Origin of the sequence: Sphingobium sp. YR768, assembly GCF_900111125.1 — a bacterium.
GTDB lineage: Bacteria > Pseudomonadota > Alphaproteobacteria > Sphingomonadales > Sphingomonadaceae > Sphingobium.
The window spans coordinates 436,941-452,755 of the sequence record NZ_FOGE01000001.1 but is presented as its reverse complement, the minus strand read 5'-3'; the positions used below and the strand labels follow the sequence as shown (position 1 = coordinate 452,755).

The 15,815-nt window shown below is 64.1% G+C and carries 15 protein-coding genes and 1 tRNA gene; 7 read left to right on the top strand and 9 right to left on the bottom strand.

From position 1 onward, the window contains the following. Positions 1-13: 13 nt before the first annotated feature. Positions 14-87, bottom strand: a tRNA-Gly gene (locus BMX92_RS02240). Between the two features lie 149 nt (positions 88-236). Between BMX92_RS02240 and BMX92_RS02235 the strand changes: the two genes are divergently transcribed. From BMX92_RS02235 to BMX92_RS02220, 4 genes are all read left to right on the top strand, one after another. Then, positions 237-1,187: a LysR family transcriptional regulator gene (locus BMX92_RS02235; RefSeq protein WP_093011093.1), complete on the top strand. Its 951-nt coding sequence runs from the start codon at positions 237-239 to the stop codon at positions 1,185-1,187. 114 nt (positions 1,188-1,301) lie between these two features. After that, on the top strand, positions 1,302-3,419 hold the full coding sequence (locus tag BMX92_RS02230) for a TonB-dependent receptor (RefSeq protein ID WP_093011089.1): 2,118 nt from the start codon (positions 1,302-1,304) through the stop codon (positions 3,417-3,419). Positions 3,420-3,504: 85 nt separating this feature from the next. Next, positions 3,505-4,620, top strand: coding sequence for a DUF47 family protein (locus tag BMX92_RS02225; RefSeq protein ID WP_093011086.1), 1,116 nt, complete (start codon positions 3,505-3,507; stop codon positions 4,618-4,620). Positions 4,621-4,787: 167 nt separating this feature from the next. Beyond that, positions 4,788-5,789: an inorganic phosphate transporter gene (locus BMX92_RS02220; protein ID WP_093011083.1), complete on the top strand. Its 1,002-nt coding sequence runs from the start codon at positions 4,788-4,790 to the stop codon at positions 5,787-5,789. A gap of 78 nt (positions 5,790-5,867) precedes the next feature. Here BMX92_RS02220 and BMX92_RS27250 read toward each other — a convergent pair whose 3' ends face one another. Beyond that, entirely contained in the window at positions 5,868-6,041 is a 174-nt protein-coding gene (locus BMX92_RS27250; RefSeq protein ID WP_177184898.1) for a hypothetical protein, read from the bottom strand. Positions 6,042-6,180: 139 nt separating this feature from the next. Between BMX92_RS27250 and BMX92_RS02215 the strand changes: the two genes are divergently transcribed. After that, complete coding sequence (locus tag BMX92_RS02215) at positions 6,181-7,584, top strand: helix-turn-helix domain-containing protein (RefSeq protein WP_093011080.1); 1,404 nt, start codon at positions 6,181-6,183, stop codon at positions 7,582-7,584. 105 nt (positions 7,585-7,689) lie between these two features. Here BMX92_RS02215 and BMX92_RS02210 read toward each other — a convergent pair whose 3' ends face one another. Then, entirely contained in the window at positions 7,690-8,580 is an 891-nt protein-coding gene (locus BMX92_RS02210) for a LysR family transcriptional regulator (RefSeq protein WP_093011077.1), read from the bottom strand. Positions 8,581-8,806: 226 nt separating this feature from the next. Between BMX92_RS02210 and BMX92_RS02205 the strand changes: the two genes are divergently transcribed. Both BMX92_RS02205 and BMX92_RS02200 read left to right on the top strand, forming a co-directional pair. Then, the gene (locus tag BMX92_RS02205; protein ID WP_093011074.1) at positions 8,807-9,043 is read left to right on the top strand and encodes a hypothetical protein; all 237 of its coding nucleotides are present in this window, start codon (positions 8,807-8,809) and stop codon (positions 9,041-9,043) included. 20 nt (positions 9,044-9,063) lie between these two features. Then, positions 9,064-9,951 carry a bestrophin family protein gene (locus BMX92_RS02200; RefSeq protein ID WP_093011071.1) on the top strand — a complete coding sequence of 296 codons (888 nt, stop codon included), beginning with the start codon at positions 9,064-9,066 and terminating at the stop codon, positions 9,949-9,951. Positions 9,952-10,135: 184 nt separating this feature from the next. Here the strand turns inward: BMX92_RS02200 and BMX92_RS02195 are convergent, their stop codons facing one another. From BMX92_RS02195 to BMX92_RS02170, 6 genes are all read right to left on the bottom strand, one after another. Continuing rightward, positions 10,136-11,188, bottom strand: a complete 1,053-nt coding sequence (locus BMX92_RS02195; protein ID WP_093011068.1) for a flagellar motor protein MotB — start codon at positions 11,186-11,188, stop codon at positions 10,136-10,138. A gap of 3 nt (positions 11,189-11,191) precedes the next feature. Then, positions 11,192-12,055, bottom strand: a complete 864-nt coding sequence (gene motA, locus BMX92_RS02190; protein WP_093011065.1) for a flagellar motor stator protein MotA — start codon at positions 12,053-12,055, stop codon at positions 11,192-11,194. A gap of 120 nt (positions 12,056-12,175) precedes the next feature. Continuing rightward, entirely contained in the window at positions 12,176-13,021 is an 846-nt protein-coding gene (locus BMX92_RS02185; protein WP_093011062.1) for a flagellin, read from the bottom strand. A 17-nt stretch (positions 13,022-13,038) separates the two neighbouring features. After that, positions 13,039-14,373 carry a flagellar hook-associated protein FlgK gene (gene flgK / locus BMX92_RS02180; RefSeq protein ID WP_093011058.1) on the bottom strand — a complete coding sequence of 445 codons (1,335 nt, stop codon included), beginning with the start codon at positions 14,371-14,373 and terminating at the stop codon, positions 13,039-13,041. Further along, positions 14,370-14,699 (bottom strand): rod-binding protein, encoded by a 330-nt coding sequence (locus BMX92_RS02175; protein WP_093011055.1) that lies wholly within the window; start codon positions 14,697-14,699, stop codon positions 14,370-14,372. The genes flgK and BMX92_RS02175 overlap by 4 nt, the downstream gene beginning before the upstream one ends. Then, the gene (locus BMX92_RS02170) at positions 14,699-15,799 is read right to left on the bottom strand and encodes a flagellar basal body P-ring protein FlgI (protein ID WP_371262265.1); all 1,101 of its coding nucleotides are present in this window, start codon (positions 15,797-15,799) and stop codon (positions 14,699-14,701) included. Before BMX92_RS02170 ends, BMX92_RS02175 begins: the two co-directional genes overlap by 1 nt. Between the last annotated feature and the right edge of the window lie 16 nt (positions 15,800-15,815).

Here is a 15,815-nt window from a genome sequence, read left to right as displayed (position 1 = left end):
CGGGGAAAATTCGTGGAGCGGGTAGCGGGGATCGAACCCGCATCACAAGCTTGGAAGGCTAGTGCTCTACCATTGAGCTATACCCGCCCGGTAGGCGGACGCCCTGCCATCATCAAAGGGGGTTCGTCAACAAGAGTCTGTTTCGAAATGCGCCTTCGCCCATCAGTGCAGGCTTTGATGGTAAACGGGCGAAGATCGCCCTTACCCACGCCCGCCATTTCCTCTATCAGTCGCGCATGAACAGCCCATCTCTGCGTCAGTTGGACATATTTGCGCAGATGGTGGCGGCAGGAAGCGCAAGGCGCTGCGCCGCCGATCTGGGCATCGGCGTCGATCTGGTGTTGCGCGATATCGCCTCGCTGGAGATGCGGCTGGGCTATCGGCTGTTCGACGATCCGGAGGGTGACGCGCGTCTGACCCCCGCTGGCCGCAAGACGGCGCAGGCCATGACCCTGCTGGATCAGGACGCTCCGCTTCCCGAAAACGAGCCGGTGCCGGAGGCTGCATCCGAACCGGCCGACGCTGTTCCCATCAGCGCCGCGCCGGTCATCGCTGCACCAGAAACGCCGCCGCGTCAGGCGATCGTCCTCGCCGCGCCTGCGCCGATCTTCGGCCATTTCCTCGACGCGCTCACCGCGTTCGAGTCCGCGAACGAAGATATTGCCATCACCCTCGACCTGCGGGTCCAGACCGCGCAACAGGCCATGGCTGCGCTCGCCAGCGGTCGCGCCGACATCGCCTATTTCTACGCACTGGAGGAGCCTGCCGGTTTCGCGTCCCGCTATGGCTGGTCGGAACCGCTCAACCTCTATGCCGGCAGCGATCATGAACTGGCGCGGGCCGATTATGTCAGCCGCGATGCGCTCGCCATGACGCCGATGCTGACGATGGAGCCGCAAAACGGCATGCGCGACATCATCGACGCCGCCCTTGGCAAGGGGCGGGTACGCGCCTTGCCCGCGCTGCTGGAGAGCGACAATATGTTCGAGATCATCGCTGCCCTGCGCGATGGCGCGGGCTATTTCGCGGCGTTCGGTCCGCTGGCCCGTGACATCGGGCGCATGGGCGGCATCCGGCGACTGGCGCTCGACATGCCGCTGCCGGCGATCGAAATCCGGCAGGCGATCGCCCCGCGCGCGATGGAGAAGCCTGCGGTCGAAGCGCTGGCCGAATTCCTGTTTCTGTAAAGATGACGAAGATTTAATGCCGCGCCGCAGCGAAAATGCGGCAAACTGATCTTGATATGATGTATCATTCTGGATACAGAATCACATAGACCAGAACCAAAGGGTTGATCTTCCATGTCCCGCTTTCCGATGTTGCGCGCAGGCTGCGCGCTGTCCGCGCTGTGCCTTGCCGTCCCCGCCTTTGCAGAAGATGCCGCGCCCGATGCCGCCGCCGACAGCAAATATCATGATCAGCGCGCCGACATCGTCGTCACCGCGCTGATCCCGCGCAAGCAGGGCGATATCCTGTCCGGCACCACGGTCGTCACCGGCGAGAAACTGACTCGCGAACTGCGCACCAGCATCGGCGAAACGCTGGCGCGCCAGCCCGGCGTGTCGGCCACCTCCTTCGGCCCCAACGCCTCGCGCCCCATCCTGCGCGGCTTTCAGGGTGAGCGCGTCCGTATCCTGACGGACGGCATCGGCAGCTTCGACGTGTCCAACACCTCGGTCGACCATGCCGTCGCGATCAACCCGCTGACCGCCGACCGTATCGAAATCCTGCGCGGCCCTGCCGCCTTGCTCTATGGCTCTTCGGCGATCGGTGGCGTCGTCAATGTCATCGACAGCCGCATCCCGCGCCGCGTGCCGGACGAGCCGGTGCATATCGACGCGATCGGCACCTATGGCAGCGCGTCGAACGAGCGCACCGGTTCGGGCGAAGTCGAAGTGCCGTTGAGCGACAAGTTCGTCGTCCATGTCGACGGCAGCTATACCAAGACCGGCAATCTCGACACCGGCAGCTATATCCTGACCCCGGCCCTGCGCGCACAGGCCGCCGCCAGCAGCGATCCGGATATTCAGGGCCTGTCGACCCTGCATGGCAAGCTGCCCAACAGCGCGGCGGAAACCTGGGAAATCGCGGCCGGCGCGGCGCTGATCACCGATGGCGGCAATCTGGGCTTTTCGGTCGCGCATACCGACAATCTCTATGGCGTGCCGGTCCGCTATGCCGTGACCGACGGCGGCGAGGCGGAACAGGTGCGGCTGCACATGAAGCAGGACCGTGTCGATATGCGCGCCGAACTGCCGGTCAATGGCGACATATTGGAATCGATCCGCTTCCGCGCGGGCTTTGCCGATTATCAGCATCAGGAAATCGAGGACACGGGGGAGGTCGGCACGACCTTCTACAACCAGTCGATGGAATCGCGCCTTGAACTGGTGCAGGCCAAGCGTGGCGGATGGGATGGCGCGGTCGGCGCGCAATTCTTCACCCGCAAATTCTATGTCGTGGGCGAAGAGAAGTTCCTGCCGCGTAACCAGACCGACCAGATCGGCATCTTCACCCTCCAGTCGCTGGATCTGGGCACGACCCGGATCGAAGTCGGCGGCCGGTTCGAACATACCGATGTCGGCGCCGATGCGGACGAAACCCTGTTCAACCCGTCCTACAGCCGCAGCTTCGACACCGTCTCCGGCTCGATCGGCGCCAGCCATGAACTGGCCCCGGGCTGGCGGCTGGGTCTCAACCTGTCGCGCACCGAACGCGCCCCCTCGGCCGAAGAATTGTTCGCCCGCGGCAATCATGCCGGCACGCAGGCGTTCGAAGTCGGCAACCCCGATTTCAACAAGGAAAAGAGCTGGGGCATCGAAGGCACGCTGCGCGGGCAGGGGACGGGCTACAGCGTGTCGCTGTCCGCCTATCACAACTGGTTCAGCGGCTATATCTATGATGCGCTCGTCGCGGACGATGCCTGTCTGGCGGTCAACGGCGGCGCGGAGCTGGAATTCCCCTGCTATCAATATAATCAGGCCGACGCCCGCTATATGGGCTTCGAAGCGGAAGCCACGGTCAAGGTCGCTCAGGTCGGCGGCTATGCCATCAATGTCGATGGCGTCGCCGACTATGTCCGCGCCACGATCAAGGGCACCGGTCCAGCGCCCCGCATTCCCCCGCTGCGCCTGCTGGGCGGGCTGGAAGCGCAGGGCGATCGCCTGAGCCTGCGTGCGGAATTCGAGCATGACTTTGCCCAGAACCGCACGGCCGAAACGGAAACCGACACGGACGCCTTCACGCTGGTCAACGCCTCCATCTCGTGGAAGCCGCTCAAGGATAATAGCCGCACGACGCTTACCCTGTCGGCGAACAATATCTTCGATGTGGAGGCCCGCCGCGCCGCCAGCTTCCTCAAGGATTACGCCCCGCTCGCCGGTCGCGACATCCGCCTGACGGCCCGCCTGTCCATCTGACCTGAATGCAGCCGGCGCGCCTGATTATGGGACGCGCCGGCTTGGCCCTTCTTGCGACTTGTGACAATTTCGTTACAAGCGGTCCATGCGCCAGATCGCCGCCTTGCCCTATACCACCGCCGCCGACGGATCGATGCAGATATTGCTGATCACGTCGCGCGATACGCGGCGCTGGGTGATTCCCAAGGGCAATCGGATCAAGGGCCTGGCTGGCCACCGCGCCGCCGAACTCGAAGCCTATGAAGAAGCCGGCATCCACGGCATCGCCTGTCCCGCGCCGCTGGGCCGCTATGTCTATGACAAGCGCAAGCGCAAGGGCGGGTCGCGCGAAGCGACGGTGGAGGTTTTTCCGCTTGCGGTCACCGGCCACCTGACGCAATGGCCCGAACAGGGCCAGAGGGAATTGCGCTGGTTCCCGGTCGCCGAAGCCGCTGGTGCGGTCGACGAACCCGATTTGAAGTCGATCATCGCGGCCTTCCGCGAACCGCCCGCCGATCCGGGCTGGTTCATCCGGATGCTGCTGGCGATCCGCGAGAAGCAAAGTGAAAGGACTGGAATGCTGCGCTGGTTTCATGCGCTGATGCCCAAGCAGGGGCGCTTCTTCGAACAGTTCGAGGATCATGCCGCCACCCTTGTCGCAGGCGCCGATGCGCTGGCCCGGCTGCTCAAGGGCGGCCCGGATATGGCCGAGCATATCAAGACCATTTCCGATCAGGAGCATGAAGCGGACGATATCATCCGCGACGTGCTTCAGGACGTCCGCCGCATCTTCGTGACGCCGTTCGATCGCAGCGCGATCACCGGCCTGATCGGCGTGATGGACGACGCGATCGATCAGATGAACCAGACCGCCAAGGCGATCGCCCTGTTCGACGTGAAGGAATTCCCGTCGCAGATGCAGGATATGAGCGCCCTGATCGTCGAATGCGCCCGCATCACGGCGGAAGCGACGCCGCTGCTGCGCTCGCTCAACCTCAACGCCACCCGCCTGCATGATCTGACCGAACGGCTGGTCAAGCTGGAGGGGCATGCCGACATCCTGCACGAAGCCGGCCTCAAGGCCCTCTACGAACAGGCGCGGGCGGGCAATCCGATGGACTTCATCGTCGGCAACGAGATTTACAGCCATCTGGAAAAGGTGACGGATCGCTTCGAAGACGTCGCCAACGAGATTTCCGGCCTGGTCATCGACCACGCCTGACGGTGGGTTTCCCCTCACCCGTTCGCCCTGAGTAGGGACTGAGCGAAGTCGAAGGCCCGTATCGAAGGGGCGCGCATCGCTCCAGTCCTTCGATACGCCCCCGGATCAAGTCCGGGGTCAGCGGCTACTCAGGACGAACGGACTTTTGAAGGACAGACGTCAGTTCCATGGACGCCCATATCGCCTTGCCGCTGCTGATCGCGCTGATCGGTGTCGCCTTGCTGTTCGATTTCCTGAACGGCCTGCACGACGCCGCGAACTCGATCGCGACCATCGTGTCGACCCGTGTGCTGAAACCGCAATATGCGGTCGCCTGGGCCGCTTTCTTCAACTTCATCGCCTTCCTCTTCTTCGGCCTGCATGTGGCCGAAACGGTGGGGAAGGGCATTGTCGACGCCAGTATCATCGACGCGCAGGTCATTTTCGGCGCGCTGATGGGGGCGATCGCCTGGAACCTCATCACCTGGGGGCTGGGCATCCCGTCCTCCTCCAGTCACGCGCTGATCGGCGGCCTGCTGGGCGCGGGTACGGCCAAGGCAGGCCTTGGCGCGGTCGTATGGAGCGGCGTGTTCAAGACCAGCGCCGCCATCGTCATTTCGCCGGCCGTTGGCCTGTTTCTGGCGCTGATGCTGGTGCTGCTGATCAGCTGGATTTTCCGCAAATTCACGCCGCAGGGCGCCGATCGCGTGTTCCGCAAGCTGCAACTTGTTTCCGCCTCGCTCTATTCGCTGGGCCATGGCGGCAATGACGCACAGAAGACGATGGGGATCATCGCCGTGCTCCTCTATTCGCAGGGCATGTTGACCGGCGATTTCCATGTGCCGCTGTGGGTGGTGCTCAGCTGTCAGGCGGCGATGGGGCTCGGCACATTGCTCGGCGGCTGGAAGATCGTCCACACCATGGGGTCGAAGATCACCCGGCTGACCCCGGCGCAGGGCTTCTGCGCGGAAACGGGCGGCGCGATCACTCTGTTCATGGCGACCCATCTGGGTGTGCCGGTGTCCACCACCCACACCATCACCGGCGCGATCGTCGGCGTGGGCGCGTCGCGGCGCCTGTCGGCGGTGCGCTGGAACGTGGCGTCCAGCATCATCGTTGCCTGGGTCGTCACCCTGCCTGCTGCGGCGATCATCGGCGCGCTCTTCTACGGCCTGACGACATTCTTCTGATCGCCTGAGGCTTGAAACAGAAAAGGGCGCGGGAGTGATCCCGCGCCCTTTCTCTTTGTCACAATCTTTGGGCGCCGATCAGGCCACCCGGCCCAGCCGATGATAGAGATTGGCATATTTGACCGATTCCGGCTGATCCTGCACTTCCTTGAGATAATGGGCGATGGCGGTGCGGATCAGGCCGAAATCCTCCTGGCTGAAAACCGCGCGCGAGCGAGCGGGCTGGGGCTGTTCGATCGTGTCGGTGGTCATGTCTGTCTTCCTTCATGGCTGGCCCCTGCGGGCTATGAACATCGAGATAGACAGGTAAATGCCATCGCGTAAGGCCGATGAGTGGCCGTAAGTCACAATCAGATTTGGTCATTATGTCATTCTATGACATAATGACTTCATGGCAGAGCTGACCGACCGCAAACTCTATCTTGGGCCAAAGCTGCGCGTACTGCGCCGGGAACTGGGCCTCAACCAGACGCGCATGGCGGAGGAACTGGGCGTATCGCCCAGCTATCTCAACCATCTGGAGCGCAACCAGCGCCCCCTGACCGCGCAGATGCTGCTGCGCCTCGCCAACACCTATGACATCGACATTCGCGATTTCACCGCGACGCCTGCGGAGGGCGGCCCCGGCGAACTCAGCGAAATCCTGTCCGACGCACTGGTCCGCGATATCGGCATTGCCCGCGACGAAGTGCTGGAAGTGGCGGAAAATTATCCCGGCGTCAGCGAGGCGATCGCCCGCTTCTACCGCGCTTTGGGCGACCTGCGCCGCTTGCCGGGGGAGGCGGTCGCCCGCAGCGGCCCCGCGCCGCTGGTCGCGCCAGTCGACTGGCTGCGCGAGACGATCGCCCGCGCCGGGAATCATTTCGCGGAAATAGACGCCGGCGCCGAAAGCCTGGCCGCCACCCTGCCGGACGATCCGGCACTGCTACAGGCGGAGTTGCGCGCGCGGCTGAAGGATCGCCATGGCATGAGCGTGCAGGTAGTGCGCGCCGATGTGCTGGCGGGCACGCTGCGCCATTATGACATGCATCGCCGCCGCCTGATGCTCAGCGAGCGGCTGCCCGCTTCCGGGCGACTCTTCGCCATCGCCTATCATCTTTGCGCGCAGGAACTGGCCGACGCCATCGCCGCCCAGATCGGCCGCGCCGCGCCGCCCGATGAGGATAGCCGCCGCCTCGCCAGCATCGCACTCACCAACTATGCCGCTGCGGCTTTGGTCATGCCCTATGACCGCTTCCGGCAGGCGGCCGAACAGAGCCGTCATGACATCGCCCTGCTGCGCGATCGGTTCGGCGCCTCGACCGAACAGGTCGCGCATCGCCTGACCAGCCTCAACCGCACCGGCGCGCGCGGCATCCCTTTCTTCATGGCGAAGATCGACCGGGCCGGCATCCTGTCGAAGCGGTTCGACGGGGAGGCCTGGCCCTTTGCCCGCTATGGCGGCACCTGTCCGCGCTGGGACGCCCATGCCGCTCCCGTCCCCGATCAGGTGACGCCGCAACTGATCGAGACGCTGGACGGCAAGCGCTTCCTGACGCTGGCGATCGCTCTGCCGCCGGGGGAGGCGCGGGGCCGATCGGTCATCGCGCTGGGCTGCGAAGCCAAGCATGCCCCGCGCATCCTTCATGCCGACAGCATCGATCCGGACAAGGGGGAGGCGACGGAAGTCGGCCCAACCTGCCATCTGTGCGAACGCCGCGCCTGCCCGGACCGCGCGCTGCCGCCCGTCACCCGCGCGCTCGACCTGCACAGCTATGAAAGGACGACCGCGCCATTCCCGTTTCGGCGGGTTTAACACCATCTCCGTTCGCTTCGAGCGCAGTCGAGAAGCGGCTAGACCTGCCCTTCTCGTTTCTCGACTTCGCTCGAAACGAACGGCTCTTGCTTGATCGGGATAGGCTCAGGCCGCAGCCCACCCCTTCTTCAGATGCCGTGCCAGGAAATCGAGGCAGGATCGCACCTTCGCCATCTCCCCCTGTCCCGGCATGTACAGCGCGACGATCGAAGACGCAGGCAATTCGACCTGCGGCAACACCGGCTGCAACCGCCCGGCCTCCAGATCGTCGGACACTTCCCATAGCGATTTCAGCACGATCCCGGCGCCATCCAGCGCCCAGGCGCGCGCCAGTTCGCCGTCGTTGGTGCTCAGCGTCACGCGCGGTCCCGCCGCGTCACCCAGCAGCGCCCGCCACAAGTCCTGCTGCACCTGACCCGCGACGATATTGTCATGGGCGGCCAGATCATGGACGCCGGCGGGGTGGCCGCGCCGGTTGAGATAATCGGGCGCCGCGCACAACAGGCGCGGATTGTCGCTCAGTCGTTTCATCGTCAGCCCGCTATCGGGCGGAGGATCGAAGCAGAGCGCGATATCATGCCCGCTTTCAACGATGTTCATCGCCTGCTCCGCCGTCTCCAGATGCACCGTCACGTCGGGATGCAGCATGGCATATTGGCGAAAGAGCGGCGCAAGGCGCATCCGTGCAGCGCCGATCGTCGTCACTACCCGCAACGGCCCGGCCGCTTCGGTCGCGCGCCGCATCACATCGGTTTCGACATCGTCAATGGCCGTCAGGGCCTGTCCCGCCCGCTCGTAAAGAATATTGCCTTCGTCGGTCAGCGACAGGTGTCGGCTGTTGCGGCGGATCAGCATTACGCCCAGCCGCTGCTCCAGTTGCGATAGCCGCCGGCTGGTCGCGGCCAGCGACAGGCCCAGCCTTTTCGCCGCTTCGGACAGGGTGCCCGATTCGGCGATCTTCACGAAGGATTCGATCTCTGCAAAACGGTCAGCCATGCTTCAAAAGCTAGGGGCGTGATGCTGCGGTGCAATAGGAAGGCTGTTGCACACGCGCATGTTTTTGTTGCTGCGTCTCTCAAAAACGACGCTTTTGTAAGCTTTTCTTTCGCACTTCCGCAGAACGCAACCTTGGCTTGCATCCTGTACATCGCGTTGACGTCCCGTTTCGCAACGCATCATTTTCACGGGAAATCCCCTGGTCCCCCGTTCGGAGTTTCCCCCGATGCCGATGCTGAACCCACCCCGTGCCAAGGCTGATCCGCCGATCGCCTGGAATGATATCGAAGCGCTGCCGGTCTATGCGGCGATGCTGCTCTGCCTCATCTGCCTGGGCTTCGCCCTGGCGGACAGCACCCCGACGCTGCATGCCACGCTGCTCAAAATCGTGGGCATCGTCGGCGGCCTCGCGCTGCGCCACGCCTGGCTGAAGTTGGACGAAGAGGGCGGCGACGCCCTCTGAGCCTCCAATAGATTCCTGTCATGATCGTTGGTCGATCCCCGCGCATCCGGCAGAGTTTCCAGAAAGCGTGGAGCGCGCTGATCGCGCTCTTCTTCTGGGATCTGGCGGTCACCATTTTTTACTATATGTCGCCGTTCAAGGCGCCTGCGCTGCCGCTCACCATCTTCGGCACCGCTCTGGCGCTGGTGCTGGGCTTCCGCGTCAACAGCGCCTATTCGCGCTGGTGGGAAGGCCGCATCCTCTGGGGCGCGATGGTCAATGTCTCGCGTAGCTTCGCACGGACCGTGCTGGCCTATCTGCCCGATACCCCCGAAGCGCGCGCCATGGGCGTGACATTGGTCAAGCGCCATGTCGCCTATGTTCATGCCCTGCGCTGCCAGTTGCGGCGGCAGGACCCGGCGCCCGACGTGCGGCGCGTGCTGGAAACCGAGGAACCGCTGGAGGCGCTGGAGCGGCGCAATCCCGCCAACGGCCTGCTCGACGGGTCGGACCGGATGCTGATGGATGCCGTCCATCGGGGCTGGATCGACACCATCCAGCAAAGCCGGGTCGAAGGGCTGCTGGTCGACATGTCCAATGCGCAGGGCGGCATGGAGCGGATCAAGAACACGCCGTTGCCCGCCCAATATCGCGCCTTCCCCAAATATTTCACCCGGCTCTTCTGCATCCTGCTGCCGGTCGGGCTGGTCGAAACGCTGGGCATGGCGACCCCGGTCGGGTCGGCGGCGGCGGGCTTCATGTTCCTGGCGGTCCTGCAAATCGGCGACGATCTGGTCGATCCGTTCGGGAATGATGTCCACGACCTGCCGCTCAACGCCATCACCACGACGATCGAGGGCGATCTCAATCAGGCGATCGGCCTGCCCGCACCGCCGCCGGTCGAGCCGGTCGACGGCGTCCTCTGGTAGGATAGGAGAGGGGGGCAGGGCGGTCGTCCGACCCCTTCATGTCCTACGCTTGCCGCCTTTGATAAAATCCATCAGGCGCAGGAGGGTATGGTAAGATAATTTCCGTCTCTTGTACGGAAATGTCAAAACTTGCGGGAAATATGCGAAGTTAAGGCGGTGATATCCAACACCGCCCTGTCTTCGATCAATGCTTGCCAGGCTTGCTCGATGTGCCGGGGGCCGTGGGATTGACCAGTTGCGCGCCGTTGGGCAGGCCGGTGCCGCCCATGTCCAGCTTCTGCGCCTGCGTCTGGGCAACGCGGGCGGGATCGTCCCGTTCCTGGATCGCGGCCTTGGTCTCCTCGTCCATGTCCGGGTCCGCATCGCCGCTGCCGCCACCCCGGGTCCAGCCCAGGATGATCGACATGCGCCGGTTGCGCGGGTCATAGACGTCCGTCTTGATGAACGGCTCGCGGTCGGCGACCCCTTCGATCCGGGCAAAGCGGTCATTGGGAATACCGGTCTGGCTCAGCGCCTGACGCGTCGATTCGGCGCGGGCGGATGACAGCATCCAGTTGTTCATGGTCCGGCCCGACGCATAGGGCAGGCCGTCGGTATGACCACGCACGATCAGCGGGTTGGGCATGGTCTGCAACGCCTGCGACACTTCGCCGATCAGCGCGCGGGCTTCAGGCACCAGCTGGTCGGTGCCGGACCGGAACATGGCAAAGTCCGCTTCGTCGATCAGGTCGATGCGCAGCCCTTCGCGGGTTTCGGTGAAGCGCACATTCTTGCGCAGCTTCGCCAGCCCCTTGCGGTTCATCCGCTCTTCCAGCTGCTTCTTGATCGATTCGAATTTCTGCCGGTCGGCGGCGCGCATCGCCTTGCCGCCCTGATCCTTGGTGCCGGTGGAATCGCGCGGGATGGTGATGGACAAGGTGCCCTGACCGCCAGTGGTCGGGTAATTTTCCTTCGCCATCATGCTGTCGCCGCCCAGCAACCCAGTGGAGCCGGCCGACGCCATCTTCAGTTCGACCAGCGTGGGCGTGAAATAGTCGGCCAGCGCCTTGCGCTGCTTTTCCGTGGTCGCGCCCAGTAGCCACATCAGCAGGAAGAAGGCCATCATCGCCGTCACGAAGTCGGCATAGGCCACCTTCCAGGCGCCGCCATGATGGCCGCCATGCCCTTCGACGATGATCTTCTTGACGATGATCGGCCTGGGTTCAGGCTCGTTCGCGCCGCGCTTCTTCTCCGCCATGGCTTATTTGTTCCGCATGCCGTCGAACACCTCGGCAAAGCCGGGCTGGTTGGCGTGGATCAGGCTGGAGCGCGCGGCCTCGATCACCAGCGGCTGCGGGTGGCCGTGCAGCGAGGCGATGATGATCTGCTTGACCACATGATAGATCGCCCCGTCCTGCTCGATCACCGCGCGGCAGCGATTGGCGAACGGGTTGACCATGCCATAGGCCAGCAACACGCCCAGGAAGGTGCCGACCAGCGCCGAACCGATCATCGCACCCAGCACCGAAGGCGGCTGGTCGATCGATCCCATGGTCTTCACCACGCCCAGCACCGCCGCGACGATACCCAGCGCGGGCAGCGCGTCGGCCAGCCCCTGAAGATTGTCGGCGGGTTTCAGCGCTTCGTGGTGATGGGTCTTCAGGCTGTTGTCCATCACGTCCTCGACCGCATGGGGATCGAGCGTGCCGGACGACACCACGACCAAGCGCAGCGTGTCGCTGATCAGGTGGATCAGCGTCTTGTCCTTCATCAGCCTGGGATATTCGCCGAAGATGGGCGATGTACCCGGATCTTCGATGTGGGGCTCCAGCGCCACCGGGCCTTCGACCCGCAGCGTCTTCATCAGCTTGCTGACGAGGAAGATGCAGTCGAGGAAATCCTGCTTCTTATATTGCGGCCCCTTGAACACCTTGCCCAGACCGCCGCCCAGCGCCTTCAGGTCCGCGCCCGAATTGCCGATGATCAGCGCGCCGACGGCGGCGCCGCCGATGATCAGCATTTCATGCGGAAGGGCGTGAAGGACGGGGCCGATGTCGCCGCCGGTGAAGACGAAGCCGCCGAACACCATGCCGAGCAGGACGACCAGGCCGATGATTGGAAACATGCTTATCCCCGAAATAATGACCCGCAGGTCCAGGCCGATGCCGCATCACAAAGGATGCGTGTCTGATGGTTAATACGGCCTGGTTAGCATCCGGTTTAGGATGCCCTGCCTTTTTCCCGCTTATTTGATCAGGTCGAACAGTGACTGCTGGTTGATCCGCGCATAGGTCGTCTGTGCCGCTTCCAGCTGGAGCAGTTGAGACTGCACGCGCGAGATCACGTCGGCCAGATTGGTCGACTCCAGATCCGCCCGCCGCTCGGTCAGGTCGGTATCCACCACGGTCAGGCGATTGCCGATGGTTTCCAGCCGGTCGCTGCGTACACCCTGCTTGGCCTGCTCGACGGTGATATGGCTCTGCGCGGCCTGCACGCCCTCCAGCGATGTGGCGATGGTGCTATCGTCGCCGCTTTCGATGGCGGCAATGCTCTGCGCCAATATGTCGTCGAGCGACATGTCGGTGCCGTTGACGTCGATGCCCTCCGACACCTCCTGCTTGGTGCCGACGACGGCCAGATTGAGGCCCCGGCTGACTGGCACCAAGACGCTCTGCTTGTCGTCGAACACCGACACGCCCTGATAATCCGTCTGATTCAGCAATTCGCCGACCGTGGTGCGGATGGTCGACATTTCCTCGACGATCGCGGCGCGGCTGGTGTCGTTCAGCGATCCGTTGCGGGCCGACGTCACCAGTTCCTGCGCGCGGATCAGCAGATTGTTGATTTCCGAAAGATTGGCTTCGGCATTGCCGGCCCGGGTCGTGCCATAGCTGACATTGGTCTGCCATGCTGCCTGCTGGGCCTGCGCCCGGCCGACATCCGACACCTGCACCCAGGCGAGCGCATTGTCCGACGCCTTGTTCAGCGTAATGCCAGTGGAGATGGCGGTCTGGCCCTCGGCGATGCTTTTCGACAGCTGCTGCTGGCGGCGGATTTCGGCGAAGAGCGTCTTGGTGGTGATGGCTACCATGGATCAGTCCCTTCGCGTCACATGATGTCGAGGATGGATTGCATGGTTTCCTTGGCCACCTGCAAAATCTTGGCGCAGCCCGAATAGGCCTGTTGCACACGCAACAGGTCGGCCGCTTCCGTGTCCAGATCGACGCCGCTCACCGCTTCGCGGGCGGCGACGGCCTGGTCGTTCCGGCTGGTCGCCGTTTCATATTCGGCCTTGGTCGACGACAGCAAGGCGGCGTTGCCGGCGATCAGCGCCGTCCAGCCATTTTCCACGCTGCCGCTGCCGCGCAGCACCGAAGTCACCGTCAGCAGATTGCCGTTGAGCGTGCCGTCCGATGATTTGGTGGCGAACTGGGTGGGGTCGGTCATGACCGCACTGATCGTCGCGGCGGTCGTGCCCGACAGCAAAGCGCCGCCGGCGACATCGCCATCGGTCAGGCCCTGTGCGTGCCAGTCGTTGAGGTTGGTCACGAATTGTGCGGCCAGATCGTCCAGTTCCGAACGGCGATCCGCCACGGTGCTTGCCGCTGAAGCGAGGCCCCCCAGCGTACCGCTGGCGGGCGTGGCGATGGCTGTGCCGTCCGCCAGACTGAATGCCAGCGTCCCGTCCTCATTGGCCGCAACTGCCAGGCTGGTGGCGGTGGTGCCGCTCAGTAGCGTCTGTCCTCCCAGGCTGATTTCCGCACTGTCATGCGCGCCGAAGCTGATCGTGACGTTGACGTTGGAGGAGATGGTATCCAGCGCGGCATCGCGGCTATCGAGCAACTGCGCATAGGCTGACGTGCCCGGCTGCGCGCGCAGCAGGCTGTTGTTGATGTCGGCCAGCGATTTGAGCGCCTGATTGACGGTATCGACCGAAGACTGGGCTTCGGTCGCGATCCCGCTCGACACATTTTCCAGATCGGCAGCGGTCTGGTTGAAGGACTGGGCGACGCGGCTGATGCTGTCCAGCGTGGTCACGCGCAGCGACGTGTCGCTGGGGCTGGCGGCCAGCTTGTCGATATTCTGGTACATGGTCGTCATCAACTGACCGACGCCGGTGCTGGTGTCGTTCAGCGCGGTTTCGCTATCGGCCAGCCAGCGTTGGCGCGCGGCCGCGCTGCCCAGTGCCGTGGCGGTCGATCGTACACTGGCGTCCAGATAGGGGTCGGTCGAACGATTGACGCTCGACACATAGGTCCCGCCGAAATTGCCGACGGAAGTATAGGTTGCCATCGTCGCGGTGGAGGAACCGGACTCGGCGGTCGTCACCGTGCGGCGGGCATAGCCGGCTGTGCTGGAATTGGCGATATTCTCGGAAATGGCGGCCATCGCCGTGCGATAGGCCTTGGTGCCCGAAGCGCCGATGGTGAAGAGGTCGCTCATGCGCCTGCCGCCGTGGCCGAACCGTCAGTCGATGTTGCTGCGGGGCTGTCCTTCACCCGATCGCCAAACTGCTTCATCAGCAATTCGGCAATGCCCATCGCGCCTTTGGTGGCCATGGCGTCGGCGGTGCGGGCGTCGGCCATGTCGCGAAACTGCTGGGTGGCGCTGGATTCATCAATCCCTTCGGCCAGACTGGCCGAGCGCATCGCGCCGATCATCTGGCGCAGGAACACCGCCTCGAACTGCTGCGCCGCCTTTTGCAGCGATGCCTTCGTTTCGGCCGTGGCGGGCTGGCTGCCCGTTGCGGAAATATTCGATAGCTGCATCACAATACCACCAGTTCCGCTTTCATCGCGCCCGCCTGTTTCAGCGCTTCCAGGATCGCGACCATGTCCGCCGGGGATGCCCCGATGGCGTTGACCGCCTTCACAATATCGGCCAGCGACGCCCCACCTTTAAAATTAACCATAGGTTTCTTTTCCTGGTCGATGCTGATGCTGCTCGATTGTTCGGTCGCGGTCTGGCCCTGACTGAAGGGCGCGGGCTGCACGACGCGCGGGCTTTCATTGACGCTGACGGTCAATTTGCCATGGGCGACGGCGGCCGGATGGATGCGCACCGCGCCGTTGATGACGACGGTGCCGGTACGGGCGTTGACGATGACGCGGGCGGGCGCATCGGCGGGCGTGACCTCGATATTCTCGATCATGCCCATCATCATGATGCGGTCTTCCGCGCCGGGGGCAGCGTCGATCGCGACCGACACGGCGTCGACCGCGCGGGCGCGGCGATCGCCGAAGGTCTTGTTGATGCCGTCGGCGACACGCAGCGCGGTCGTCAGGTCCGCTTCGGCCAGATTGAAGGTCAGGGTCGGCGCGGTGTCGAAACCGGTGGCGACCGCCCGTTCGACCGTCGCGCCTTCCGGAATGCGCCCGGCCGAGGGGATGTTGACCGACACCTGGCTGCCATCGGCGCCGGAGACGCCCAGACCGCCCACGGCCAGATTGCCCTGCGACATGGCGTAGATTTCATTGTCCGCGCCGCGCAGCGGGGTCATGATCAGCGTGCCGCCGCGCAGTGACTTGGCCTTGCCCAGCGCCGACACGGTCACGTCCAGCCGCTGGCCGGGCTTGGCGAAGGCGGGCAGGTCGGCCGTCACCAGCACGGCCGCCGCATTCTTCAGCGCGGGATTGATGTTGTTCGGCAGCGTCAGGCCGAAGCGCGATACCACGCCCTTCATGCCCTGCGTCGCATATTCGATGCTGTCGTCGCCGGTGCCGGCCAGACCCACGACGATGCCATAGCCGGTCAGCTGGTTGGGGCGGACGCCCTGAAAGGTGCCGAGATCCTTGACCCGTTCGGCATGGGCAGCCGGCGCCGCGGCCAGCGCCAGCATGGGCAGGAGGAAGCGGAACAGGCGGATCATGGCGGTCCGGATCTCC